Below are 25942 nucleotides of genomic sequence, written 5' to 3'. Positions count from 1 at the left end.
TCAGGAAACACCAGAAGCCGACGCTCCGTCAAGTGAATGCGCGTGAAACTTCGTTAGAACACCGACGGGCGGCGCTCTGCATAACTGAAAAGGTCAAGTATTCGTCAGCCAAACAGGCCGGCAGCAATATTGATCGAAAACCCCAGAATCGCCGTATTGAACACAAATCCAATCAACGATTGCGCCAACACGATCTTGCGAATATCGCGAGTAGCCACGCCGACATCGGCAGTCTGCACCGCCACGCCGATGGTGAACGAGAAATACAGGAAGTCCCAGTAATTGGGCGTGGTCAGGCCTTCGGCAAAACGCAAGGCCGGTTCCTTGCCGTCCCAGGTGTAAAACAGGCGCGCGTAGTGCACACAGAAGATCACCCCGATCACCAGCCACGAACCCACCACGGTGACGGCGGTGAACGCGTAATGCAGAAGTTTGCGATGAGTATCCAGATCCTTGGTGCCGGCCAGTTCCAGGGTGATGGCGGCCAGGCTTGCCAATGCTGCGATACACACCACGAACAGCACCAGTCCGGCGTTCTCGTCTTCAACGACGGCGATGCGTTTGACGTCCGGTGCCTTGGCCCGAGTGGCCAGCCAGAACATCAGGATCAGGTAAGTCCAGACGCCGGCATTCCAGCCGATGAGGATTTTGCTGACGATGGAGTCGGCAGGGATCAGCAGGCCAGTGGCAAGGCCAACCAGAGCGGCGGCGGACAGGCGAGGGTGGGTGCGGGCGAGAAAGCGCATGGGGACTCGATGGGCCAGGATGTCTTTACACCTTAGCCCAGCGACGTCCGGGATGACCACTGACGTGACTGTTCGAATGACCTTGTGGGAGCGGGCTTGCTCGCGAAAGCGGTGTGTCAGCTACATCAGTATTGACTAACACGACGCCTTCGCGAGCAAGCCCGCTCCCACAGGGGTCAGTGGTGTTTGGTGAAGCGTTGTACGAGCTTCATCACTACTACAAAAAACAATGGCACGAAGATCACCGCCAGCGTCGCCGTGATCATCCCGCCGATCACTCCGGTGCCGATGGCTTGCTGGCTCGCCGAACTGGCGCCAGTGGCGATGGCCAGCGGCACCACGCCGAGGATGAACGCCAGCGAAGTCATGACGATCGGCCGCAGACGCAGGCGCGCGGCTTGCAACGTCGCATCAATCAGGTCGTGACCCTCGTCATACAGGCTCTTGGCGAACTCGATGATCAAGATCGCGTTCTTCGCCGACAGGCCTATGATGGTAATCAGCCCGACCTTGAAGAACACATCGTTGGGCATCCCGCGCAAGGTCACCGCCAGCACTGCGCCGAGCACGCCCAGCGGCACCACCAGCAGCACCGAAGTCGGAATTGACCAGCTCTCGTACAACGCCGCCAGACACAGGAACACGATCAGCAACGACAGACCGAGCAAGATCGGCGCTTGACTGCCGGACAACCGTTCCTGCAACGACAGCCCGGTCCACTCCTGACCCAGACCCTTCGGCCCTTGGGCGACCAGACGTTCAATCTCCGCCATCGCTTCACCGGTGCTGTGCCCGGGCGACGGTTCGCCGGAAATCGCAATCGCCGGATAACCGTTGTAACGGGTCAGTTGCGCCGGGCCTTGCGTCCATTTTGCCTGGACGAACGCCGACAGCGGCACCATGTGCCCGGCGTTATTGCGCACGTGCATTTTCAGCAGGTCATCAACCTGACTGCGCTGATCGCCTTCGGCCTGGACCACCACCCGCTGCATGCGCCCCTGATTGGGGAAGTCGTTGATGTAGGAAGAACCCACGGCGGTGGACAGCACGTTGCCGATGTCAGCGAACGACACGCCCAGCGCATTGGCCTGCTTGCGGTCTACCTCCAGTTGCACCTGCGGCGCTTCGGCCAGCGCGCTTTCGCGCACGTTCATCAGCATCGGGCTTTTGTCGGCGGCGGCGAGCAGTTCGGTGCGCGCCTGCATCAATGTCGCGTGACCGAGGCCGCCGCGATCCTGCAGACGGAATTCGAAACCGCTCGACGTACCGAGGCCGTCGACCGGTGGCGGCAACACCGCGAACGCGATGGCGTCCTTGATCTGGCTCAGGGCGATATTGGCGCGGTCGGCAATCGAAGTAGCCGAGTCGTCGCTGCCGCGTTCCGACCAGTCCTTTAAGGTGGTGAACGCCAGCGCCGCATTCTGCCCGCTACCGGAGAAGCTGAAGCCGAGAATCACCGTGCTGTCGCCCACCCCCGGTTCACTGGCGTTGTGCGCTTCGATCTGTTCGACCACCTGCACCGTACGGTTCTTGCTCGCACCCGGCGGCAACTGAATATCAGTGATGGTGTAACCCTGATCCTCAACCGGCAGGAACGAGGAGGGCAGACGCGCAAAGCACAAACCCATGCCGATCAGCAGCACGCCGTAGATCAGCAGATAACGCCCGCTGCGCTTCAGCGCGTAACCGACCCAGCCTTGATAACGATCGGTCAGTTGCTCGAAGCGGCGGTTGAACCAGCCGAAGAATCCGCTTTTCTCGTGGTGCTCGCCCTTGGCGATCGGCTTGAGCAGCGTGGCGCACAGTGCTGGCGTCAGAGTCAGGGCCAGGAACGCCGAGAACAGGATCGAGGTCGCCATCGACAGCGAGAACTGCCGGTAAATCACCCCCACCGAACCCTGCATGAACGCCATCGGGATGAACACCGCCACCAGCACCAGGGTAATGCCGATGATCGCCCCGGTGATCTGCTTCATCGCCTTGCGCGTCGCCTCTTTCGGCGACAGGCCTTCAGTGGCCATGATGCGCTCGACGTTTTCCACCACGACAATGGCGTCGTCCACCAGAATGCCGATCGCCAGCACCATGCCGAACATGGTCAGCACGTTGATCGAAAAGCCCAGTGCGAGCATGGTGGCGAAGGTGCCCATCAGGGCCACCGGCACTACCAGCGTCGGGATCAGCGTGTAGCGGATGTTCTGCAGGAACAGGAACATCACCGCAAACACCAGCAGCATCGCCTCGCCCAAGGTGTAAACCACTTTGGTGATCGAGACTTTGACGAACGGCGAGGTGTCGTACGGAATCTTGTATTCGACACCGGCCGGGAAATAGCGCGACAGCTCGTCCATCTTCGCCCGGATCAAAGTGGCGGTCGCCAGCGCATTGGCCCCCGGCGCCAGTTGCACGCCGACGGCGGTGGACGGCTTGCCGTTCAGGCGCGTGCCGAACTGGTATTCCTGACTGCCGACTTCGACCCGCGCCACATCGCCGATGCGCACGGTGGAGCCGTCAGGATTGGCCTTGAGCACGATGTCGGCGAACTCTTCTGGCGTCGACAACTGACCCTTGACCAGAATGGTCGCGGTGATTTCCTGCGAGGACGGATTGGGCAAGTCGCCAATGCTACCCGCCGACACTTGGGCGTTCTGCGCGACGATGGCGGCGTTGACATCGGCCGGGGTCAGGTTGAAACCGATCAGCTTCTGCGGATCGATCCAGATCCGCATCGCGCGTTCGGCGCCATACAGCTGAGCCTTGCCGACACCGTCGATGCGTTTGATCTCGTTCATCACGTTGCGCGCCAGGTAATCACTGAGCGCCACGTCATCGAGCTTGCCGTCGCTGGAGGTCAGGGTGATCAGCAGCAGGAAGCCGGCGGAGACTTTCTCTACCTGCAAGCCTTGCTGATTGACCGCTTGCGGCAGCCGCGACTCGACCACTTTGAGGCGATTTTGTACATCAACCTGCGCCAGCTCCGGGTTGGTGCCCGGCTGGAACGTCGCTTTGATCGTCGCACTGCCGAGGCTGCTTTGCGATTCGAAGTACAGCAGATGATCGGCGCCGTTGAGCTCTTCCTCGATCAGGCTGACCACGCTTTCATCGACGGTCTGCGCCGAGGCACCGGGGTAGACGGCGTAGATTTCGATCTGCGGAGGGGCAACGTCGGGGTACTGCGCCACCGGCAATTGCGGGATGGCCAGCGCACCGGCCAACAGGATGAACAGGGCGACAACCCAGGCGAACACCGGGCGATCGATAAAGAACTGCGGCATATAAAAGCGTCCTGCTTACTGACCAGAGGTCTGGGCAAGTGGAAGAGGGGTGTCGTCGATCTGCACTTTTTCGCCGGGACGGGCGTGCTGCAGGCCTTCAATGACAATGCGGTCGCCGGGCTTGAGGCCATCGCTGACGATCCAGCGATCGCTCTGCACCGCACCCAGCTGCACTGGCTGCTGGGCCACGCGCATTTGCTCGTCGACAGTCAGCACTTGGGCGATACCCGCGCTGTCACGCTGCACCGCACGTTGCGGAACGGTGATGCCGTTCTGTACGGTGGCTTGTTGCAGACGTACGCGGATGAAGCTGCCCGGCAGCAGGTCGAGGTCAGGATTGGGGAACTCGCTGCGCAAAATGATCTGGCCGGTACCCGGGTCGACCGTGATGTCGCTGAACAGCAACTTGCCCGGTAACGGGTAGAGACTGCCGTCATCCTGAATCAGCGTGGCCTTGACCTGATCCTGACCGACTTCCTGCAACTGCCCGGAACGGAACGCACGGCGCAGCTCATTGAGCTCACGGGTCGACTGGGTGAGGTCGGCGTAGATCGGGTTGAGCTGCTGGATCAGCGCCAGCGGCGTGGTTTCATTCTGCCCGACCAGTGCACCTTCGGTGACCAGAGCACGACCGACACGCCCGGAAATCGGCGCGGTGACGGTGGCGTAGCCGAGGTTCAGCTTCGCCCGTTCTACCGCAGCTTTATTGGCTGCCACGTCGGCGGCGGTTTGCCGGGCATTGGCGCGGGCGTTGTCGTAATCCTGAGCGCTGATGGCCTTGTCGTCGATCAACTGAGCGTAGCGTTGCTCCTGCAGCCTGGCCTGGAAGGCATTGGCCTCGGCCTTGCGCAGCGCGGCTTCGGCGCTGTCCAGGTCAGCCTTGAACGGCGCCGGGTCGATGCGAAACAGCACGTCGCCCTTTTTCACGTCGCTGCCTTCACGGAAGGTCCGTTGCAGCACCACGCCGGCCACACGGGCACGCACTTCGGCGATGCGTGGCGCGGCGATACGCCCGCTCAGTTCGCTGCTGATCGACAGGGGGCGGGCCTCGATGGTCTCGATGCGCACGGTGGCTGGCGGCGCTTCTTCTTCGGCCTTCGAGGACGAATCACAGGCGCTCAGCAACAGCGCAACGGCGATCAGGCCGAGCCCGGCCAGCAGATTTTTCGACATGTACCACCCCCAATATTGAAGCCCGCATCCTAAGGCCAGACGCCGAGGGTAGCGGTGAAGCTTTGTAGGCGCTGTGTGAAATTGTGTAAGGGTTTTACTCAGGGACGGGTGAGGGCGTATATCCTTTACGCCTTGAAATTTATTGCGACAGATAAACCGCCATCGCGAGCAGGCTCACTCCTACATTGGAACTGTGCCAGACACGAACCTTGTAGGAGTGAGCCTGCTCGCGATGAGGCCCAAACAGTCGCCACAGCACTTTCCTGGAACACCCCATGCCCAACATCCTCCTGGTCGAAGACGACACCGCCCTCGCCGAACTGATTTCCAGCTACCTGGAGCGCAACGGCTATTCCGTCTGCGTGATCGGGCGTGGCGACCATGTGCGTGAACGGGCGCGGATCAATCCGCCGGATCTGGTGATCCTCGACCTGATGCTGCCCGGCCTCGATGGCTTGCAGGTCTGCCGCTTGCTGCGGGCGGATTCGGCGACGCTGCCGATCCTGATGCTGACCGCCCGCGACGACAGTCACGATCAGGTACTCGGACTGGAAATGGGCGCCGACGATTACGTCACCAAACCGTGCGAGCCACGGGTTCTGCTGGCCCGGGTGCGTACTTTGTTGCGGCGCAGCAGCCTCGGTGAACCGATGACGGTCAATGACCGCATCGTCATGGGCAATCTGTGCATCGACTTGTCCGAGCGCACCGTGACCTGGCGCGAGCAACCGGTGGAGCTGTCCAGCGGCGAATACAATTTGCTGGTGGTGCTGGCCCGGCATGCCGGGGAAGTGCTGAGCCGCGACCAGATCCTGCAACGCCTGCGCGGCATCGAGTTCAACGGCACTGATCGTTCGGTGGATGTGGCGATTTCCAAGCTGCGGCGCAAGTTCGATGACCACGCCGGCGAGGCGCGCAAGATCAAGACCGTGTGGGGCAAGGGTTACCTGTTCAGCCGTTCCGAATGGGAATGCTGAGCTGATGTTCAGAATCCTCTTTCGTCTGTATCTGGTGACGATCGTCTCCTACAGCGCGGCGATCTATCTGGTGCCGGATCTGGTGGTCATGGCATTCCGCGAGCGCTTCATCACCTACAACCTCGACTACTCGCGCGGCCTGCAATCGCTGATCACCCGACAGTTTCGCGCGGTGCCGCAGGAGCAGTGGCCAGCGTTGGCGCAGTCGATGGACAAGGATTTCCAGCCGCTGCACATCGTCCTGGCGCGCATCGACGACGCCGGGTTCACCGCCGCCGAGCAGGCGCGTTTGCGCGCCGGGGAAAACGTGGTGCGTATCGGCGATTGGGGGTGGCGCACCTTGGCGGTCACCCCACTGAACGATGACGTTGCTGTGCAAATGGTGGTGCCGCCGGATCCGCTGGACGTCAATTTGTTGTACTGGAGCATCAACGTGCTGATCGGCGCGAGCATGCTCGCCTGCCTGCTGCTGTGGATTCGTCCGCACTGGCGCGATCTGGAGCGCCTCAAGGGCGCCGCCGAACGCTTCGGCAAGGGGCATCTGAACGAGCGCACACAGATTCCGGCCAGTTCCAACATCGGTAGTCTGGCTAACGTGTTCGACACCATGGCCGGCGACATCGAGGATCTGCTCAATCAGCAGCGCGACCTGCTCAATGCGGTGTCCCACGAATTGCGCACGCCGCTGACCCGGCTGGACTTCGGTCTGGCCCTGGCGCTGTCCGATGACTTGCCGGTGACCAGTCGCGAGCGCCTGCAAGGGCTGGTCGCACACATTCGGGAACTGGATGAGCTGGTGCTGGAACTGCTGTCTTACAGCCGTTTGCAGAACCCGGCGCAGTTGCCGGAGCAGGTCGAGGTTTCGCTGGATGAGTTCATCGACAGCATTCTGGGCAGTGTCGATGAAGAGCTGGACTCACCGGACATCGTCATCGACGTGCTGCTGCACGGTCAGCTCGAACGCTTCACGCTGGATCCGCGCCTGACCGCCCGGGCGATTCAGAACCTGCTGCGCAATGCCATGCGCTATTGCGAAAAACGTATTCAGATTGGTGTGCAGGTCAGCCCCGATGGTTGCGAGATCTGGGTCGACGACGATGGCATTGGCATCCCGGATGACGAGCGGGAGCGGATTTTCGAACCGTTCTATCGCCTTGATCGCAGCCGCGACCGCGCCACCGGCGGCTTTGGTCTGGGCCTGGCGATAAGCCGCCGGGCGCTGGAGGCGCAGGGCGGGACGCTGACGGTGGAAAGTTCGCCGTTGGGTGGGGCGCGGTTCAGGTTGTGGTTGCCTGACATGACTTGACCCGAAACCTGTGGGAGCGGGCTTGCTCGCGAAGGCGGTCTGTCAGATTAACTTATGTCGACTGACACTCTGCCTTCGCGAGCAAGCCCGCTCCCACAGGGATATGTGTTGGTCAGATGAGTTGGTTCGACTGAATCAAGCCAACCCCGGCCGTCTGCATCCGCTCCATCGCCGCTGCCAGTGATCCATCCCTGTCAATGGCACGACAGGCGTCCAGCACCACGAACGCATTGAACCCCGCCGCCCGCGCATCCAGCGCCGAGAACATCACACAGAAGTCCAGCGCCAGACCGACCATGTACACCGTGTCGATACCGCGCTCCTTCAGATAACCGGCCAGACCGGTGGTGGTGTGCCGGTCTGCTTCGAGAAATGCCGAATAGCTGTCGATGTCCGGATTGCAGCCCTTGCGGATGATCAGCTGCGCGTGCGGCAGATCCAGCCCGGGGTGAAACTCGGCACCGGATGTGCCTTGCACACAATGCTCCGGCCAGAGTACCTGCTCGCCGTAGGGCAACTGAATCACCTCGTAAGGCTGGCGTCCGGGGTGGCTTGAGGCGAAGGACGCGTGGCCGCTCGGGTGCCAGTCCTGGGCAATCACCACCTGTTTGAACAGGCTACCGAGGCGATTGATCAGCGGCACGATCTGATCGCCTTCGGGCACGGCCAACTGGCCGCCGGGGATGAAGTCGTTCTGCACGTCAATGACCAGCAGGGCGGTGCGGGGTGAAATCTGCATCGGGGCTTCCTCCTTGGATAATCACCCGCTCAGCATAGTGGAGCGGCACTCACGCGCCCAGCTTGTCGACCAGGTGTTTTGCCAGGTCTTCCAGCGCCGGCGCCGGGTTGTGGCCGATCAGCATCCAGGCATGTTCACCTTCGGTCCAGTACACCACGTTCATCTCGTGTCGGCGTTCGTGCGCCAATGGCCGGCTGCCGCTGTTGGAGCGGGTCACGCACAAGGCCAGCGGCCCGTGTTTCGCATCGAGATAGGTCAGTTGTGCAATCGGCACGCCGTCGTACTCGAGCATTTGTGCACGCTTGAGTTCGGCGCCCGGCAACCTCACCAGCGCCGGCGACAGATTCAGCCCCAAGCGTGCATCCACCGCACGCAGTTGCGCGCGCTGGCTGGCTTCGTCGCTCGGCAGGTGATCGAGGGTGTGCGACACATACAGCGCCATGTAGTCGCCCACCAGCGCACGCCAGTTATGTGTTTGCCGGGTTTGCCAGGCGAGAAACAGGCGATCGGCCAACACACCGCCCGCCAGCAGACTCGCGGCGGCGGCACCGATGAACCAGCGCCGGCTCAGGCCTGGCTGCTGGGAGGCGGGAATGGCATCAAGGCGCGCCTGCAAACGTTCCAGCGGTGCCTGTTGCGCCAGTTCGTCATAGGCTTCCTTGTACGGCAGGCTGCTGCGATCAAGCCATTGCACGCGCAGGCTGAGCAACGGGTCGTCGGCAATCGCGCTGTCGAGCTGGCTGCGATACGCCGGGTCCAGCTCGTTATCGAGGTAAGCCGTCAGTTGTTCGTCGGAGGCCTTGTTCATGAGCGGTCACCTCCGGTGGTTTGCGGCACGGCTTGCAGCGGCGGGTATTCAGCCAGTTTCAGGCGCGCGGTGGCCAGACGGCTCATTACCGTGCCGATCGGCACTTGCAGGATCTCGGCGACCTCGCGGTAGGACAAGCCTTCGACATACGCCAGGTACACGGTTTCGCGCTGGGTTTCCGGCAACGCATCGACCCGGCGGATCACCTGCGCCGCCAGCACATGAGTCTGCGCGAAGGCCAGTTGCCCGTCGGCATCGACCTGTCCCGCACCGTGACGCACCCGACGCACGCGCACTTCGTTGAGCCAGATCGAATGCAGGATGCTCAGCAGCCAGCGATCCATGCGCGTGCCGGCCACATATTGGCCGGCACGTTCCAGCGCCCGCACACACGTGGCCTGCACCAGATCCTCGGCCACGTGCCGATTGCGCGACAGCAGCAAGCCGTAGCGCCACAGCCGCGCCAGATGCTGTCCGAGTTCCGCTCTGAATGCCTGATCGCTGACGATGATGGCGTTCCTTTATCTATGTCAGGTTTTCGATGAATCGTTGATGGCTTCAGCCAGGTCCTGGTATTCCTTGCAGGCGGTGCTTTCGTCACCGTTGGCAAACGCCATCGACGCAGACAGCGCGGTCACCAGCGGCCACGGGGCGGCGAACATAACGGAACGGATAGTCATGGGCAAGGTTCCACAGAGGGTTATGTTTCACTTTGAACAACACCGTACGGCATTTGATTCATTGTTTTGTCAGGCTCTGTTCAAGGAGCGCGCAAATGCCGGCGTTATGCTCAGCAATGCCAGCCGTCCATCCAGCGCCTTGCCATGCTGCCGCGCTGACACATGAGGAACTGCCATGAAAGATCAGGTCCATCACTCCGCTGCTGCCGGCTACAAGACTGCCGCCGATACCTACGTCAAAGGTCGCCCCGATTATCCGCCGCAGGTCAGTCAGTGGCTGACGCAGACGCTGGGTCTGGACAGTCACAAGACTGTCATCGATCTGGGCGCCGGTACCGGCAAGTTCACCGGACGGCTGGTGGCGACCGACGCGCAGGTGATCGCTGTGGAACCGGTGGCGCAGATGCTGGAAAAACTCTCCGCTGCCTGGCCCGATGTACTGGCTGTGAGCGGTACCGCGACCGATCTGCCATTGCCCGACGCGTCGGTGGACGTGGTGGTCTGCGCCCAGGCGTTTCACTGGTTTGCTACCGCAGAATCCTTGAGCGAAATTGCCCGGGTACTCAAGCCCGGCGGCAAGCTTGGCCTGATCTGGAACCTGCGCGATACGCAGGTCAGCTGGGTGCCGAAACTCGACGCAATCGTCAACGCGCTGGAGGGGGACACGCCGCGTTACTACACCGGTCAATGGCGCGAAGCGTTTCCGCATCCGGCGTTCGGGGCGCTGCAGTTGCAGCAGTTTCATCACGGACACACCGGCTCGCCCGAGGACGTGATTTTCAATCGGGTGCGCTCCACCAGTTTCCTTGCAGCATTGCCGCAGGCGCAGCGCGACAACGTTGATGAGCAGATTCGCGCGCTGATTGTCTCGGAACCGGCGTTGCGTGGGCGGCATGAGCTGACGGTGCCTTATGTGACAGCGGCGTATGTGGCGGTGAAGGTCAGTTAGATCGGCGGTACAGCCCTTCGCGAGCAGGCTCGCTCCCACAAGGATCGGTGGTGAATGCAGAAACTGAGTTCACTGAACATCAATGTGGGAGCGGGCTTGCTCGCGAAGAGGCCAGCCCTGACACCCCATTTCTCGAAGCAGTCCCGCATTTGGCCGAACCGCCATCGTCATGCCTTGTTATAGTTCGGGCCTCATTTTCTGCCCGGTAAAGGATCACTGCCATGACTCAATACACCGCCTTCAGCGTCGAACTGGCCGACAACATCGCTCATGTGCAGATCAATCGCCCGGAAAAGATCAACTCGATGAACGCCGCGTTCTGGAGCGAGATCGTCGAGATTTTCCAGTGGATCGATGACACTGATGAAGTGCGGGTGGTGGTGCTGAGCGGCAACGGCAAACACTTTTCCTCCGGCATCGACCTGATGATGCTCGCCGGCGTCGCCAACGAACTGGGCAAGGACGTCGGCCGTAACGCGCGCCTGCTGCGGCGCAAGATTCTCACCCTGCAAGCCTCGTTCAATGCCGTCGACAACTGCCGCAAACCGGTGCTGGCGGCGATTCAAGGCTATTGCCTGGGCGGCGCCATCGATCTGATCGCCGCCTGCGACATGCGCTACGCCGCCGAAGATGCGCAATTCTCGATCAAGGAAATCGATATCGGCATGGCCGCCGATGTTGGCACTTTGCAACGGTTGCCACGGATCATCGGTGACGGCATGCTGCGTGAACTGGCTTACACCGGGCGCACTTTCGGCGCAGAAGAAGCCCGCAGCATCGGCCTGGTCAATCGCGTTTACGCTGACAAGGATCTGCTGCTCGAAGGCGTGATGGACATTGCTCGCGACATTGCCAGCAAATCGCCAATTGCGGTCACCGGCACCAAGGAAATGATCAGCTACATGCGCGACCATCGCATCGACGACGGCCTCGAATACGTTGCCACCTGGAACGCCGCCATGTTGCAATCCACCGACTTGCGCGTGGCCATGGCCGCCCATATGAGTAAACAGAAACCCGAATTTCTGGATTGAGAAACCATGACAGCTCGCTGGACCACTGCAGTACTGGACACCGATCAACCCGGCGGCTGGGCCGTGGCGCGCAGCCCCGAAGGCTTTCTGTTCGATGACAACGGCGCGCTGTTCCCGCGGGAATGGCTCAAGCGTCAGGACCTGTCAGTCCTCGCCGAACACGGCATCGGCCATCTCGATGGCGAGCCGGTGTATCTGCTGGAGCTGCGCAGTTCCAGTGACGTGCCGGGCTGCAACTGGAAAGGCCTGCGGGCGTTCATGCTCGATGGCGATCACACCGTCTACAAAGTGCTCGGGTATGCCGCGCAGATCGGCACCTGGGCGCGTGAACATCGCTTTTGCGGCAACTGTGGGCAGGCGATGACGCAGGTGCCGCGCGAGCGAGCGATGTATTGCCAGCCGTGCGACCTGCGCAGTTACCCGCGGATTTCGCCGAGCATGATCGTGCTGATCACCCGCGGAGACGAAATTTTGCTGGCGCGCTCACCGCGTTTCGTCACCGGGGTCTACAGCACGCTGGCCGGGTTCGCCGAGCCGGGCGAATCGGCGGAGGACTGCCTGATTCGCGAGGTGCGCGAGGAAGTCAGCATTGAGGTGAAGAACATCCAGTACATGGGCAGCCAGTGCTGGCCGTTCCCGCATTCGATGATGCTCGGCTTCCATGCCGAATATGCCGGGGGCGAGATCGTCTGTCAGGAAGACGAGATCGAAGACGCCCAATGGTTCAACGTGCACGATCTGCCGCCGTTGCCGGCGTCAAAATCGATTGCCCGTTACCTGATCGACGTCTACGTGGCGCGCCGTTTAGGCCACGCTGAACCAGTGTTGCCAGGCTAGCCGCACAGTCAAGCCCAATACCACGGTGATGAACACCGGACGAATGAACTTGGCGCCGCCGCTGATTGCGGTGCGCGCCCCGAAGAACGCGCCGACCATCACCGACAGGCCCATGCTCAGGCCGATGATCCAGTCCACTTGCCCGGAAAACACGAACACCGACAGTGCCGCAATGTTGCTGACGAAGTTCATGCTGCGCGCCACGCCGCTGGCCTTGACCAGGTCGATCGGGTAGAGCAGCAGGCTGCTGACGGTCCAGAACGCGCCCGTGCCGGGGCCGGCCACGCCGTCGTAGAAACCGAGGCTGAAGCCTTGGGTCGATTGCCATTTCTTCTTGATCGGGGCATCGCTGTCCAGCGGCGCTTTTGGCGTGCCGCCGAACAACAGATACAGGCCACAGGCGAAGACGATCACCGGCAGCATCTTGTTCAGCCATTCCGCCGGCAGGTAGTGCGCGACGACAGCACCAGTGAGCGCACCGACCAGGGTGCCGACGATCGCGTGCATCCACTGTCGAGGGTGGAACAGTTTGCGTCGGTAGAAAGTGAAACTGGCGGTGGCCGAGCCGAAGGTCGAACTCAGTTTGTTGGTGCCCAGCACCAGGTGCGGTGGCAGGCCGGCAGTGAGCAGCGCCGGGGTGGTCAACAGACCGCCGCCGCCAGCAATGGCGTCGATGAAACCGGCAATGAAAGCGACAAGGGCCAGAACGGCCAGGGTGGTGAGGTCAACGCTGAGTTCGAAAGGCATGGAATCGGCTTATTCGGCAGGGCGCAGAGGGGCTGCGGGGAAGGGCTGACATGTTACTCATTTCCAGGTGTTGCGGCGACCCGTAAAGCTTCATCGCGAGCAGGCTCACTCCTACATTTGAAATGCGTTCCCCCTGTAGGAGTGAGCCTGCTCGCGATGGGGTCAGCCCTTTCAACTCAAAACCCAACTGTTGCCCACCCAACACCTCGACAACAAATCACCCTCCAACAATGCAACTCCATCAGTCTCAAGCCCAATAAAACCGGGTGCCTGAGCCCTGGCACGCTTGCTGCTCTGTCCCATTGACCTTCCCAATGTCCCGAGGACACGCCAATGAGCAAGCAAGCCGTGAAATTCGCCTACTGGGTGCCGAACGTCAGTGGCGGCCTGGTGGTCAGCAAGATCGAGCAGCGCACCGATTGGGGCATCGACTACAACCGCAAACTCGCGCAACTCGCCGAAGCGGCCGGGTTCGAGTACGCCCTGACGCAGATCCGCTTTACCGCCGGTTACGGCGCCGAGTTTCAGCATGAATCGGTGGCGTTCAGTCATGCGCTACTGGCGGCTACCACCAAGCTCAAGGTGATCGCGGCGATTCTGCCGGGACCATGGCAGCCGGCGCTGGCAGCCAAGCAACTGGCGACCATCGATCAACTCACCAACGGCCGGATCGCCGTGAACATCGTCAGCGGCTGGTTCAAGGGCGAATTCCAGGCCATCGGCGAACATTGGCTGGAGCACGACGAGCGCTACCGGCGCTCCGAAGAATTCATCCGCTCGCTGCGCGGGATCTGGAGTCAGGACAACTTCAGCTTTCGCGGCGACTTCTACCGCTTCGACAATTACAGCCTCAAACCGAAACCGCTGGGCCGCCCGGAAATCTTTCAGGGCGGCAGTTCCCGCGCGGCACGAGACATGGCGGCGCGAGTCTCCGACTGGTATTTCACCAACGGCAACAGCGTCGAAGGAATCAAGGCGCAAGTTGATGACATTCGCGCCAAAGCGGCGGCGAACAAGCATTCGGTGAAGATCGGCGTCAACGCCTTCGTCATCGCCCGCGACACCGAAGAAGAGGCCCGCGCTGTACTGGCGCAGATCATCGACCAGGCCGACCCTGAGGCGGTGAACGCGTTTGGCGATGCGGCGAAGCAAGCGGGCAGGGCGTCGCCGGAAGGTGAGGGCAACTGGGCGAAATCCACTTTCGAGGATCTGGTGCAATACAACGATGGCTTCAAGACCAACCTGATCGGCACGCCACAGCAGATTGCCGAGCGGATTGTGGCGTTGAAAGCGGTGGGGGTGGATCTGGTGTTGGCGGGGTTTCTGCACTTTCAGGAGGAGGTGGAGTATTTCGGCAAGCGGGTGTTGCCGCTGGTGCGGGAACTGGAGGCTGAAAGGACTGCCGCAGTAGCCTGACCACCAACAAATCTCCTGTAGGAGTGAGCCTGCTCGCGATTGCGTATGAACATTCAATATTTAGGTTGACTGACACACCGCTATCGCGAGCAGGCTCACTCCTACAATTGGAACTATGTGAGCTTACAGACCGAGATCGGAGAGCCCCGGATGATCATCCGGACGCCGACCCAACGGCCAGTGGAACTTGCGCTCGCTTTCCTTGATCGGCATGTCGTTGATGCAGGCATAGCGCTGGAACATCAGCCCATGCTCGTCGAATTCCCAGTTTTCATTGCCGTAGGAACGAAACCAGTTACCCGAATCGTCACGCCATTCATAGGCGTAGCGCACGGCGATGCGCGTGTCCGAATAGGCCCAGAGTTCCTTGATCAGGCGGTAATCAAGTTCCTTGTCCCATTTACGGGTCAGGAAGGCCTTGGCTTCTTCGCGGTTGTTGGCGAACTCGGCGCGGTTGCGCCATTTCGTATCCAGGGTGTAAGCCAGCGACACCTTCTCGGGATCGCGGGAATTCCAGCCATCTTCGGCCAGACGTACTTTTTCGATAGCCGATTCACGATTGAATGGCGGTAGCGGTGGACGCACTTGGGCAGCAGTCGACATTGTCAGTCTCCCGATCTAATTAACGATTAAACAACGGTTGAGGCTTATTTAAGGCGTTACAGGTCCAATAACTTACGCGCCATGCATTGCGCATTATCAGCGGCACTGTGATCACCCATCACAAGCGCTACGGTAATGGCGCCGTCAATCAGGATCAGCAACTGTCTGGCCAGACGTTGCGGGTCCTCGGTGCCATGTTCGGTGCACAGCTCGCACAGGTAGTCGAGCAGTTTCTGTTTGTGGTCTTTGGCGACCTGGCGCACCGGGTCTTCAGGATCGCCGGTCTCGCCACTGGTATTGATAAAGGCACAGCCGCGGAAGCCTTCCGAGGCGAACCAGCCCTTGAGTACGGTAAACAGGTTGAGCAGGCGGTCGGCCGGGGTTTCGGCCTGATCGACGGCGCTGCGGTACCAGTGCATCCAGCGCACATCGCGGCGTTGCAGGGCGGCGACGGTCAGCTCCTCCTTGTTGGCGAAGTAGCGGTAAATGCTTTTTCTGGAGACGCCGGCGGTTTTCACCAGAAGATCCATGCCGGTGGCCGCGATGCCACTTTTGTAGATCAACTTTTCGGTGACATCCAGAATGATGTCGCGGGTCGAGGTGTCAGTGATTTCGTTCATGGGGCTAACAGTAGAACGATCGTTCTCCTTGGTCAAGCGGTTATTTTTTTGTGTCTGCCATACCGCTTTCGCGAGCAAGCTCGCTCCCACAGGGGAATGCATTCGAATGTGGGAGCGAGCTTGCTCGCGAAGGGGGCATTACAGACAGTAACAAGACCCGAACCGGTTGATGGTGTAAGCTCTCGGGTTCTTCGGATTCGACCCATTGCGAGCCCTATGCCGTTGCTTTTCAAACGCTCTTTGCTGCCCAAACTGCGCAGCTTTCCGCTGACTCCCGAGGCCGTGACCATTCTGTCCGGCGCCGCCGAGTTCCGTCGTTGCCTACTGGAGAAAATCGCCGAGGCGACCCGGCGCATCTATATCGTTGCGCTGTATCTGCAGCATGACGAGGCCGGTCAGGAAATCCTTGATGCCTTGCACGCCGCCAAGCTCAAGCGCCCGGAGCTGGAGATCGTCGTGGTGGTTGACTGGCTGCGCGCCCAGCGTGGGCTGATCGGTGCCGGCAAACAGCCGGGCAACTCGGCGTGGTACCAGGAAATGACTCGCACGCACCAGAGCGAAGTGCCGGTCTACGGCGTGCCGGTGCAGACCCGCGAACTGTTCGGCGTCCTGCATCTGAAAGGCTTCGTGATCGACGATTGCGTGGTTTACAGCGGTGCAAGCCTGAACAACGTCTACCTGCACAAGTTCGACAAGTACCGATTCGACCGTTATCACGTGCTGCACAGCCGCGAACTGGCCGACTCGATGCATCATCTGGTCAAGCATGGCCTGATCGAGTCCAAGGCTGTACATCGCCTCGACCTGCCGAATCTGCCGACCACCCGCAGCCTGCGCAACGACATCGGCGATCTGCGCAGCCGTCTCAAATATGCGGCGTACGACACCAGCGCCGGCAGCACGGCGCACAGCGGCCTGTCGGTGAGTCCGTTGCTGGGCGTGGGCAAAAACAATCCGTTGAACCGGGTGATTGTCGAGCTGATCGCCAGTGCGCAACAGCAGCTGACCATCTGTACGCCGTACTTCAATCTGCCGCTGCCGATCATCCGCGAGATCAATCGCGCGCTGGCCCGTGGGGTGAAGATCGACATCGTGGTCGGCGACAAGACCGCCAACGATTTCTACATTCCGCCGAGCGAGCCGTTCAAGGTGATTGCGGCGTTGCCGTATCTGTACGAAATCAGCCTGCGGCGTTTTGCCAAGCGCCATCAGCGCAACATCGACAGCGGCCAGTTGAACCTGCACCTGTGGCGTGACGGCGACAACAGCTATCACCTCAAGGGCATGTGGGTCGACCAGCGCTATACGCTGCTGACCGGCAACAACCTCAATCCGCGGGCGTTCCGCCTCGACCTGGAAAACGCGCTGCTGATCGATGATCCGCAAGGCGAGTGGCTTGAGCCACGGGCGAAGGAGCAGCAAGAGATCTTCCGCAACACCACGCGGATTGCCAGCTTCCAGAACCTGGAAACCTTGCCGGAGTATCCGGCGGGGGTGGCGAAGTTTCTCAAGCGCGTGAGTCGGGTGCGGATCGAGCGGTTGCTCTACAGGATTTTGTAAACCTTCAGATTATTCGGTGCGGTTAAAACCGCTATCGCGAGCAGGCTCACTCCTACAGGGGAATGCATTCCAACTGTAGGAGTGAGCCTGCTCGCGATGGGGCACTTAAGGCCTCTACATCAATCAGTTCAGACCGAGCTTGCCACGCAACGTGGAAAGATCTTCAGCCAAAGTGTTGACCGGGCCAACCAGCGCCTTGCGGTCGTTATCCTTCACCTTGTCATACGTCTCGAAACCACCGTCCTTGGTCTGGTACTTGGCGAGGATCTTGTCCACGGTGGCGAAGTTCTTGTCGACTTTGGCAACGAACGCCTTGTCCTGCTTCTCGATCTGCGGACGGAACAGGTCGACGATTTTCTTCGCGCCGTCGATGTTGCCCTGGAAGTCGTACAGGTCGGTGTGGCTGTAACGGTCTTCTTCACCGGAGATCTTGGTCGCGGCCACTTCTTCCAGTAGCGCGGCAGCGCCACCGACGACTTTCTCCGGCGGGAAGGTCAGGCCGGCGACGCGGGTCTGCAGGTCTTTCACATCGCTGTCCAGCTTGTCCGCCAGCGCCGTCAGGCCTTCGGTGCTTTTCTCCGAGAACAGCGAGTATTCGATGCGATGGAAACCGGTGAAGTCTTCAGCCTTCACACCTTTTTCGTGGTCGTCGACGCGGGAGTCGATGGACGCATCGAGGTCACTGAACAGCTCGGCAATCGGCTCGATCGACTCGTAGTAGACGCGGGTCGGGGCGTAGAGCTTTTGCGCAGTGGCCAGATCACCTTTCTTCACCGCATCAGTGAATTGTTGGGTGTGGCTGCCCAGTTCATCCAGTTGCTCGGTGACGTAGATCTTGTAGTCAGACACCGGGCCGACCAGATCCAGCGGCGCCGTCGCGGCGAACGCGGAAAGCGGGGTGTTGAGCAAACCGAGGGTCAGCAGTAACGCGAGTGGCGACTTTTTCATGGAGCGGCTCCGAGGTTTTTTATGGTTAGGCAGCGGTTTTGGGTTGGGTGGCGTTGAGCAGCGAGCGACCGATGAAATCCTTGTCGCCGGTGACACCCGGAAGGGTGAAGAAGTAGCCGCCGCCGACCGGTTTGAGGTACTCCTCAAGCGGCTCGCCGTTGAGCCGGGTCTGCACGGTGATGAAGCCTTTTTCCAGATCGGCCTGGTAGCAGATGAACAGCAGGCCCATGTCGAGCTGGCCGTTCTTGTTCACGCCGTTGGAGTAGTTGAACGGCCGGCGCAGAATCAGGTTGGCCTGGCTCGCGGCGGTGCGCGGGTTGGCCAGGCGAATGTGCGCGTCGAGCTTGGTCAGTTTGCCTTCCGGGTCTTTGCTGTAATCCGGGACTTCGGTCTCATGCTGCGCGCCCATCGGCGCGCCAGTGGTCTTGACCCTGCCGATGATGCTTTCCTGTTCCTGCAACGGCGTACGATCCCAGCGCTCGACAAAGTTGCGGATGATCCGCACCGCTTGATAGCTGCCGTGGGTCGCCCAGGCCGGTTCATCGCTGCCCGGTTGCACCCAGACGATCTTGTCCATTGCCTTGGCGTCGTTGGAATCGGGGTTGGCCGAGCCGTCACGGAAACCGAGGAAGTTGCGCGCCGATTGCGCCGGTACACCCGGTTTCGCCGGAGCTTGCGGCGGCACGCTGCCTTCCTGTTTCCAGCGCACCAGCAGCAGGTCTGGCAGGTTCTTGACGATGTCGCGCAGGGCGTGAATGTTGGTGTCGGCGGTGTTCGAGCAGAACTGCAGGCTCAAGTCGCCGTGGCAGCAATCGGCCTCCAGCGCATCGTTGGGGAAGCCGACCATGCGTTGCAGGCGCTTCGGTTTGGCGGCGGCCAGACCGAAGCGCTCGTCGAACAGCGATTCGCCTACCGAGACGGTGATGGTCAGGTTGTCCGGGGTCACCACCGGGCCGAGGATGCCGGAATCCGGCGGCGGCAGTTTCGGATCGATCTGTGCCACCGGGCCGCCCTTCATCAGGAACGCGATGCGCTCGTTGAGGGTGCGGAACAGCCGCTCAAGGTCTTCGCGATCGCTGGCCAGTACGTCGAACGACACGAACATGCCGGACGCCGGACGCGGGGTGACAATGCCGGTCTGGTGCACGCCGTGGAAGTCGTGGCGGTCTTCGGTCTTGTCGCTGCTCGGCGCTTCGGTGACTTGCGCCGGGACCGCCGCCATGGCCGGGCAGCTCAGGGCGGAACCGGCCAGTGCGACACCGGCGACCCCCATGCCCATCAGCAGGCGGCGACGTTGCAGATCGAGGTTTTGCAATTCTTTCATCGGTATTCGTCTTCTGCTTACAGGCCGGAGAGGCCGAGGGCGGGATCGATGCCATCCAGAGCGTCGGCGAGTGCCTTGGCCTTGTCGGCGATCTGTTTGCGTTGTTCGCCACTGACCGTGTCGTAAGTGGCGTAGCCGTCCTTGACCTTGAAGCTGTTCAGTACGCTGTCGAAATCACTCAGCGCCGCGTCGATTTTCGGCAGCAGCTCCGGCGCCGACTTGCTCAGCATCGGCCGCAGCAGCTCGACCACTTTGTGCGCGGTTTCCAGGTTGCTGGCGAAGCCATTGAGATCGGCGTGGCTGTAGCGCTCCTCTTCACCGCTAGCGGCGCGCACATCAGCCAGGGTGTTGAGATTGCGCACCACGATGCTCACCAGTTGCTCCGGCGGCAGCGATTGGGCCAGCAGTTGTTGTTTGAGCGTGGTGACGTCGGCCAGCAGGCGCTCGGCGACCGGGTTCAAGCCGTCGAGGCTGCGTTGCTGGAACAGCGCATATTCGACGCGGTGGAAGCCGACGAAGGCTGGATCCTGCTCGCGTTTTTCGAAGTAATCGGCGCGGGCATTGATGCTGTTGTCCAGTTCCGCCAGCCGTTGCGCGGCAGGCGCCAGACGCTGGTAAGCGGCACGCGCCGGCAGGTACAGCGCTTGCGCCTGGGCCAGGTCGCCGCTGGTAATTGCCTGATTCAGCGCGGTCACGGCTTTGATCAGTCCGCTGCCCTGAGTTGCCAGATACACGCGGAACTCCGACAGCGGCCCGACGAAGGCGACCATCGACGGCTTGGCCTTGGCGGCAGCGTCGGAGGCTGCGGTCGGCGTTACGTGGAGCACGCCACGCGGATTGCTCAGCAGGCCGCAAGTGATCGCGTAGTCGCCGGGTTGCAGGTTGGCGTTGATCACCTGGCTCAGGCCCGGGGCGATGTTTTCACGTTCTTCGACCACCAGCACACCGTCGAGAATTTCCCACTCCACCGCCCGGTCGGAACGGTTGACGATGCGGAAACTGGCGCGGCCAGCGGGAACCGTCAGCTCGTTCGGATCGCAGCTGTGCGCGTTGATGTTGACCACCACTTCATCATGGTTGTGCTGACGCTTGGCCGCGGCCATTTTCGAGGCGTAGTAGAACAGGCCACCGGCGGCGATCATCACGACCACCGAACCGGCCACCGCCCAACGCAAGGCGCGGGGAGGGGAGGCCTGGGGAGTATTAGGCTTTGACATGGGTGCCCTTATTGGCTGGAAACGGAAGACGATTTGCCGGCTGCGTCAGCGCTGGAGGCCGGCGCGGCGGGGTAGAAAAACATCACCAGCGCCAGCACCAGATAGATCAGGTACGCACCGAGGGTGCTGACGGTCGGCGCATCCTGATAACCGAACATGCCGGCCAGCACCGAGCCCAGCGGGCCGTCCATCGGCAGCGTCGCGCTGAAGTCGAACAGCACAGTCTGCAGGTGATTCCACACACCGGCTTCATGCAGGGCTTGGACCGAGTTGGCGAGGATCCCGGCGGCGACCACCAGAATGAACAGCCCGGTCCACTTGAAGAACGCCGACAGGTTCAGGCGCATGCTGCCGCTGTAGATGAGGAAACCGACGACAATCGCCAGCACCAGACCGAGCAGGGCACCGATCGGCGCGCCCGGGCCTTCGCTCTGCTGGAACACCGCGAGCAGGAAGAACACGGTTTCCAGGCCTTCGCGGGCCACGGCGAAGAACACCATGGCGATCAGCGCGATTACCTGATGCTTTGACGAGGTCAGGGCGTGATCCAGCGAGGCCTGCAGCGAATGCTTGATCGAACGCGCGACCTTGCGCATCCAGAACACCATCGAACTGAGAATGCCCACCGCGACCAGTCCGACAATACCTTCGAACAATTCCTGCTCTTTCTGCGGGAATTCGGCGCTGACCAGCTCCAGACCGCCGCCGACCAGCAACGCCAGCGCAGCGGCAAGAAACACACCGATCCACACCGCCGGCATCCACTGGCCACGGCCGGTCTGTTGCAGGTAGCTGGCGATGATGCCAACGATCAGCGCGGCTTCAATGCCTTCGCGCAGCATGATCAGAAAGGGAACGAGCATTCAGGCAACCACAAGTGATTTAGATAGGTGGCTAAGTTGTAACATAATGACACTCATTCCCAAATGGGGATGGTTGACATTTACCTGAACGTCAGCTGAACGGCACCTATCTTTGCCTTGCTCATCTCCAACTGTGGGAGCGGGCTTGCTCGCGAAGGCGGCGTGTCAGTCGATAAGGATGTTGCTGACACATCGCCTTCGCGAGCAAGCCCGCTCCCACAGGGGATTCGTGTTGAATTCGCATCCTGCGTTAAGATGCCGGTCACTCGAAAACAACAAGGTCTGCCTCGCTCCATGTCGGAAAAAGACACCATCGCCGTGCAACTGGTGCGTGAAGCACTGCTGCAAAGTTGTGCCCCGGGCGTGGCCACGGATGAAGTCTTGAACAAGGTCGGTATCGATTCAGCCTTGCTGCACGGCGCAGAGGGCCGGGTGCCGGCCTCGCAATACGCGAAACTCTGGCGCTTGCTGGCCCGGCGCGGTGATGACGAGTTCTTCGGCATGGATCCACGCAAGCTCAAGTCCGGCAGCCTTGAGTTCCTTTGTCGAAGCGCCATGGCGCAACCGACCCTGGCCGCCGGCCTGGACATGGGCCTGAATTTCCTCTCCTTGATGCTGGAAAGAATGCCCGCGCAATTGGCGCATCAGCAGAGCCTGGCGGAAATCGTCCTGCTCGAAGACGACCCCGAACCGCGTCGGGCGTTTACCTATTTCACCTACTGGATGATCGTCCACGGCGTCGCCTGCTGGCTGGCGGGGCGGCGGATCCCGATTCTGGCGATCGAGCTGCGCTGCGCCGAGCCGGATTTCTGCGACGACTACCGGGTGATGTTCTCGGAAAACCTGCGCTTCGACCGTCCACGCACGCGGATGATCTTCGCCGCCGACTGCCTCGACCTGCCGATCAAGCGTACGGCCGAAGAGCTGAAACGCTTTCTGGCCCATGCGCCGGCGAACATTCTCGTCAAGTACCGCGACCCGGAAAGCCTCGCCAGCCGAATCAAACAAGATTTACGCCAGCTACCTGCCGAACAGTGGCCGGAGACCGAGGCTCTGGCGCAACAGCTGTGCATGTCCGCCTCGACCCTGCGCCGGCGTTTGTCCGAGGAAGGGCAGACCTATCAGGGCCTCAAGGACAGCGTGCGCAAGGAGTTGGCAATCACCTGGCTGGCGGAGCCGTCGATCAGCTTCGTCGAGATCGCCACACGGCTGGGGTTTGCCGATGCGAGTTCGTTCTACAAGGCGTTTCGCAAGTGGTCGGGGTCCAATCCGGGGCATTACCGCACGCTGATCCTCAACGAAGCGGTCTGATCCGGACTGTTTGTAGCCTGATCAGGCCTCTTCGGGAGCAAGCCCCCTCCCACATTTGAAATGCATTGTTCCTGTAATTTTCAGCCTGCCTGGCTTGTCCAGGTGGCCTTTCATTTGAAATGCATCCCTTCTGTGATTGCAGCCTCCCTTGTTTTTGTGGCTGATCCCTCATTGTGAAATGCAATCTCCTGTGGGAGGGGGCTTGCTCCCGAAGGCGTCAGTCCAGCCTGTACATCTCGCGAACCTTGGCCAAACCAGTCAGCCACTTTGATGGCTTTGACCATTGCCGCCTCCGCGCCGCAGCGCGACTATCCCTGTGTTGTTTACGGTTCCCAGCCTAATAAAAACACCGAGGGATTCTGGCAATGCGCGATTACCTGTCTGCCACCGAACAGTTCAACTATCAGCACACCGTGGACGCTGCGCTCAGCGGCACGCTGGAGGCGCTCAACGCCTGCGTCGAATGTTGCGACCGCCACGCCTTGCCGGGGCGCATTGCGTTGTTCTGGGAGGGCCGCGACGGCGCCAGCGCCACGTACACCTTCAGCGAGCTGCAAGACCATGCCGCGCGTTTCGCCAATTTCCTTCTCGAACAAGGCGTGCAGAAGGGCGACAAGGTCGCCGGCCTGCTGCCACGCAACATCGAATTGCTCATCACCGTGTTCGCCACCTGGCGCATCGGCGCGGTGTATCAGCCGTTGTTCACCGCATTTGGCCCCAAGGCCATCGAACATCGCCTGAACAGTTCCGGCGCCAAAGTGGTAGTCACCGACGCGGTCAACCGGCCAAAACTCGCTGAAGTCAGCGATTGCCCGACCCTCGTCACCGTCGGCGGCGCCAAGGGCCAGGGCATCGTCCGTGGCGATTTCAGTTTCTGGGCCGAGCTGGCCAACTATTCCAATCTCTGCGAGCCGGTGCTGCTGAGCGGCGAAGACCCGTTCCTGCTGATGTTCACTTCGGGCACCACCGGCCCGTCGAAAGCGCTGTCGGTGCCGCTCAAGGCCATCGTCGCGTTCCAGAGTTACACCCGCGACGCGGTGGATCTGCGCCCCGAAGATTCGTTCTGGAACGTCGCCGATCCGGGCTGGGCCTACGGCATCTATTTCGGCGTCACCGGGCCGATGGCGATGGGGCATCCGATCACCTTTTACGATGGCCCGTTCACCCTCGAAAGCACCTGCCGGGTGATCAACAAATACGCCATCACCAACCTCACCGGTTCGCCGACCGCGTACCGCTTGTTGATTGCCGGCGGCAACGAGTTCGCCAAGTCGATCAAGGGCAAGCTGCGCATCGTCAGCAGCGCTGGCGAGCCGCTTAACCCGGAAGTGATCCGCTGGTTCGCCGACAACCTCGGCGTAGTCATTCACGACCATTACGGCCAGACCGAACTGGGCATGGTCCTGTGCAACCACCACGGGCTCGAACACCCGATCCACCTCGGCGCCGCCGGTTTCGCCTCGCCGGGCCATCGCATCGTGGTGCTCGACGAGCAGTACAACGAACTCGGTGTCGGCCAGCCGGGCATCCTCGCCATCGACCGCACCCAGTCGCCGATGTGCTGGTTCGGCGGCTACGAAGGCGTGCCGACCAAAGCTTTCGTCGGCAACTACTACCTCAGCGGCGACACCGTGGAGTGGAACCCGGACGGCAGCATCAGCTTCGTCGGGCGCAGTGATGACGTGATCACCACCTCCGGCTACCGCGTCGGCCCGTTCGACGTCGAGAGCGCGCTGATCGAGCACCCGGCGGTGGTCGAAGCGGCCGTGGTCGGCAAGCCTGATCCGGAGCGCACCGAGCTGGTCAAAGCCTTCGTCGTGCTCAACCCGCAATACCGCGCCGAACCGGCGCTGGCCGAGGAGTTGCGGCAACACGTGCGCAAACGTCTGGCCGCGCATTCGTACCCGCGTGAAATCGAATTTGTCAGCGAATTGCCGAAAACCCCAAGCGGCAAATTGCAGCGCTTTATCTTGCGCAACCAGGAAATCGCCAAGGCTCAAGAGGCCGTGGCGCACAACGTTTCAGCTTGAATCAGGAAGTCAGTCATGCAGATCGAGAACAAGGTTTTTATCGTCACCGGCGGCGCCTCGGGCCTGGGTGCGGCCAGCGCTGAATTGCTGGTCAACGCCGGCGCCAAAGTGATGCTGGTGGACATGAACGCCGAAGCCGTTGCCGCTCAGGCCCAGCGCCTCGGCGCGCAAAGCGTCGTCGCCGACATCAGCAATGAAGCCGCTGCCGAAGCCGCCGTGCAGGCCACGCTCAAAGCCTTTGGCAGCCTCAACGGTCTGGTCAACTGCGCCGGTATCGTCCGTGGCGAAAAGATCCTCGGCAAGAACGGCCCGCATGCGCTGTCGAGTTTTGCCCAGGTGATCAACGTCAACCTGATCGGCAGCTTCAACATGCTGCGTCTGGCCGCGGCGGCCATCGCCGAGAGCGAGGCGAATGCCGACGGTGAGCGCGGGGTGATCATCAACACCGCCTCGGTCGCGGCGTTCGACGGCCAGATCGGCCAGGCCGCGTATTCCGCCTCTAAAGGCGCGATCGCCAGTCTGACCCTGCCAGCCGCGCGTGAACTGGCGCGCTTCGGCATCCGCGTGATGACCATTGCCCCAGGCATTTTCGAAACGCCGATGATGGCCGGGATGACCCCGGAAGTGCGCGAGTCGCTGGCCGCTGGCGTGCCATTCCCGCCGCGTCTTGGGAAACCTGCCGAGTACGCCGCGCTGGTTCGGCATATCATCGAAAACAGCATGCTCAACGGTGAGGTGATCCGTCTCGACGGCGCCTTGCGCATGGCCGCCAAGTAAGG

24 protein-coding genes are annotated in these 25942 nt (G+C 61.3%); 10 read left to right on the top strand and 14 right to left on the bottom strand.

All coding sequences use genetic code 11. The features are described from left to right. Positions 1–104 precede the first annotated feature (104 nt). The 3 genes from ACS4NR_RS08085 to ACS4NR_RS08075 form a co-directional block, all read right to left on the bottom strand. A complete protein-coding gene (locus ACS4NR_RS08085; RefSeq protein WP_095135918.1) occupies positions 105–746 on the bottom strand; it encodes a DUF1345 domain-containing protein in 642 nt (213 codons plus the stop codon). A gap of 176 nt (positions 747–922) precedes the next feature. Continuing rightward, positions 923–4021, bottom strand: coding sequence for a multidrug efflux RND transporter permease subunit (locus ACS4NR_RS08080; protein ID WP_456019641.1), 3099 nt, complete (start codon positions 4019–4021; stop codon positions 923–925). Between the two features lie 15 nt (positions 4022–4036). Further along, the gene (locus tag ACS4NR_RS08075) at positions 4037–5194 is read right to left on the bottom strand and encodes an efflux RND transporter periplasmic adaptor subunit (RefSeq protein ID WP_456019640.1); all 1158 of its coding nucleotides are present in this window, start codon (positions 5192–5194) and stop codon (positions 4037–4039) included. A 275-nt stretch (positions 5195–5469) separates the two neighbouring features. On the opposite strand from ACS4NR_RS08075, the gene ACS4NR_RS08070 reads away from it, so the two are divergent. Together ACS4NR_RS08070 and ACS4NR_RS08065 are read left to right on the top strand one after the other, a co-directional pair. Then, complete coding sequence (locus ACS4NR_RS08070; protein WP_047602328.1) at positions 5470–6171, top strand: response regulator transcription factor; 702 nt, start codon at positions 5470–5472, stop codon at positions 6169–6171. Between the two features lie 4 nt (positions 6172–6175). Next, on the top strand, positions 6176–7477 hold the full coding sequence (locus tag ACS4NR_RS08065; RefSeq protein ID WP_456019639.1) for an ATP-binding protein: 1302 nt from the start codon (positions 6176–6178) through the stop codon (positions 7475–7477). Positions 7478–7589: 112 nt separating this feature from the next. On the opposite strand, the gene pncA is transcribed toward ACS4NR_RS08065, so the two are convergent. From pncA to ACS4NR_RS08045, 4 genes are all read right to left on the bottom strand, one after another. Next, positions 7590–8216, bottom strand: coding sequence for a bifunctional nicotinamidase/pyrazinamidase (gene pncA / locus ACS4NR_RS08060; RefSeq protein WP_456019638.1), 627 nt, complete (start codon positions 8214–8216; stop codon positions 7590–7592). Between the two features lie 49 nt (positions 8217–8265). Next, on the bottom strand, positions 8266–9024 hold the full coding sequence (locus tag ACS4NR_RS08055; protein WP_456019637.1) for a transcriptional regulator: 759 nt from the start codon (positions 9022–9024) through the stop codon (positions 8266–8268). Then, a complete protein-coding gene (locus ACS4NR_RS08050) occupies positions 9021–9491 on the bottom strand; it encodes a sigma-70 family RNA polymerase sigma factor (RefSeq protein ID WP_456020374.1) in 471 nt (156 codons plus the stop codon). The genes ACS4NR_RS08055 and ACS4NR_RS08050 overlap by 4 nt, the downstream gene beginning before the upstream one ends. A gap of 63 nt (positions 9492–9554) precedes the next feature. Beyond that, positions 9555–9704 (bottom strand): hypothetical protein, encoded by a 150-nt coding sequence (locus tag ACS4NR_RS08045; RefSeq protein WP_443533535.1) that lies wholly within the window; start codon positions 9702–9704, stop codon positions 9555–9557. 175 nt (positions 9705–9879) lie between these two features. Here ACS4NR_RS08045 and ACS4NR_RS08040 point away from each other — a divergent pair, with 175 nt between their 5' ends. The 3 genes from ACS4NR_RS08040 (at position 9880) to nudC (ending at position 12524) form a co-directional block, all read left to right on the top strand. Next, positions 9880–10653: a class I SAM-dependent methyltransferase gene (locus tag ACS4NR_RS08040; protein WP_456019636.1), complete on the top strand. Its 774-nt coding sequence runs from the start codon at positions 9880–9882 to the stop codon at positions 10651–10653. Positions 10654–10874: 221 nt separating this feature from the next. Then, positions 10875–11687, top strand: coding sequence for a crotonase/enoyl-CoA hydratase family protein (locus ACS4NR_RS08035; protein ID WP_047602349.1), 813 nt, complete (start codon positions 10875–10877; stop codon positions 11685–11687). 6 nt (positions 11688–11693) lie between these two features. Further along, positions 11694–12524 (top strand): NAD(+) diphosphatase, encoded by an 831-nt coding sequence (nudC, locus tag ACS4NR_RS08030; protein ID WP_115984600.1) that lies wholly within the window; start codon positions 11694–11696, stop codon positions 12522–12524. Here nudC and ACS4NR_RS08025 read toward each other — a convergent pair. After that, entirely contained in the window at positions 12492–13271 is a 780-nt protein-coding gene (locus ACS4NR_RS08025) for a TSUP family transporter (RefSeq protein WP_007951261.1), read from the bottom strand. The genes nudC and ACS4NR_RS08025 overlap by 33 nt on opposite strands. A gap of 333 nt (positions 13272–13604) precedes the next feature. Here ACS4NR_RS08025 and sfnG point away from each other — a divergent pair, with 333 nt between their 5' ends. Further along, positions 13605–14687, top strand: coding sequence for a dimethylsulfone monooxygenase SfnG (gene sfnG / locus ACS4NR_RS08020; protein WP_456019635.1), 1083 nt, complete (start codon positions 13605–13607; stop codon positions 14685–14687). A 123-nt stretch (positions 14688–14810) separates the two neighbouring features. Here sfnG and ACS4NR_RS08015 read toward each other — a convergent pair whose 3' ends face one another. Together ACS4NR_RS08015 and ACS4NR_RS08010 are read right to left on the bottom strand one after the other, a co-directional pair. Further along, positions 14811–15290 (bottom strand): nuclear transport factor 2 family protein, encoded by a 480-nt coding sequence (locus ACS4NR_RS08015; protein WP_253151916.1) that lies wholly within the window; start codon positions 15288–15290, stop codon positions 14811–14813. Between the two features lie 56 nt (positions 15291–15346). Next, positions 15347–15910 carry a TetR/AcrR family transcriptional regulator gene (locus ACS4NR_RS08010; RefSeq protein WP_047602358.1) on the bottom strand — a complete coding sequence of 188 codons (564 nt, stop codon included), beginning with the start codon at positions 15908–15910 and terminating at the stop codon, positions 15347–15349. Positions 15911–16126: 216 nt separating this feature from the next. Here ACS4NR_RS08010 and pssA point away from each other — a divergent pair, with 216 nt between their 5' ends. Beyond that, positions 16127–17470, top strand: a complete 1344-nt coding sequence (pssA, locus tag ACS4NR_RS08005; RefSeq protein WP_103367196.1) for a CDP-diacylglycerol--serine O-phosphatidyltransferase — start codon at positions 16127–16129, stop codon at positions 17468–17470. 123 nt (positions 17471–17593) lie between these two features. On the opposite strand, the gene efeO (ACS4NR_RS08000) is transcribed toward pssA, so the two are convergent. From efeO (ACS4NR_RS08000) to efeU, 4 genes are read right to left on the bottom strand one after another with little or no spacing between them, the layout of a single operon-like run. Beyond that, positions 17594–18418: an iron uptake system protein EfeO gene (gene efeO, locus ACS4NR_RS08000; protein WP_095135896.1), complete on the bottom strand. Its 825-nt coding sequence runs from the start codon at positions 18416–18418 to the stop codon at positions 17594–17596. Positions 18419–18443: 25 nt separating this feature from the next. After that, a complete protein-coding gene (gene efeB / locus ACS4NR_RS07995) occupies positions 18444–19742 on the bottom strand; it encodes an iron uptake transporter deferrochelatase/peroxidase subunit (RefSeq protein ID WP_456019633.1) in 1299 nt (432 codons plus the stop codon). 17 nt (positions 19743–19759) lie between these two features. Continuing rightward, complete coding sequence (gene efeO / locus ACS4NR_RS07990) at positions 19760–20959, bottom strand: iron uptake system protein EfeO (RefSeq protein WP_456019632.1); 1200 nt, start codon at positions 20957–20959, stop codon at positions 19760–19762. Between the two features lie 8 nt (positions 20960–20967). Then, the gene (gene efeU, locus ACS4NR_RS07985) at positions 20968–21822 is read right to left on the bottom strand and encodes an iron uptake transporter permease EfeU (protein ID WP_456019630.1); all 855 of its coding nucleotides are present in this window, start codon (positions 21820–21822) and stop codon (positions 20968–20970) included. 294 nt (positions 21823–22116) lie between these two features. Between efeU and ACS4NR_RS07980 the strand changes: the two genes are divergently transcribed. From ACS4NR_RS07980 to ACS4NR_RS07970, 3 genes are all read left to right on the top strand, one after another. After that, a complete protein-coding gene (locus ACS4NR_RS07980; protein ID WP_456019629.1) occupies positions 22117–23133 on the top strand; it encodes an AraC family transcriptional regulator in 1017 nt (338 codons plus the stop codon). A gap of 365 nt (positions 23134–23498) precedes the next feature. Beyond that, positions 23499–25163 carry an AMP-binding protein gene (locus ACS4NR_RS07975; RefSeq protein ID WP_456019628.1) on the top strand — a complete coding sequence of 555 codons (1665 nt, stop codon included), beginning with the start codon at positions 23499–23501 and terminating at the stop codon, positions 25161–25163. Between the two features lie 15 nt (positions 25164–25178). After that, the gene (locus ACS4NR_RS07970) at positions 25179–25940 is read left to right on the top strand and encodes an SDR family NAD(P)-dependent oxidoreductase (protein ID WP_096796067.1); all 762 of its coding nucleotides are present in this window, start codon (positions 25179–25181) and stop codon (positions 25938–25940) included. Positions 25941–25942: the final 2 nt, after the last annotated feature.

Source organism: Pseudomonas sp. JQ36 (genome assembly GCF_053851495.1).
This window is presented reverse-complemented; position numbering and strand designations above follow the sequence as displayed.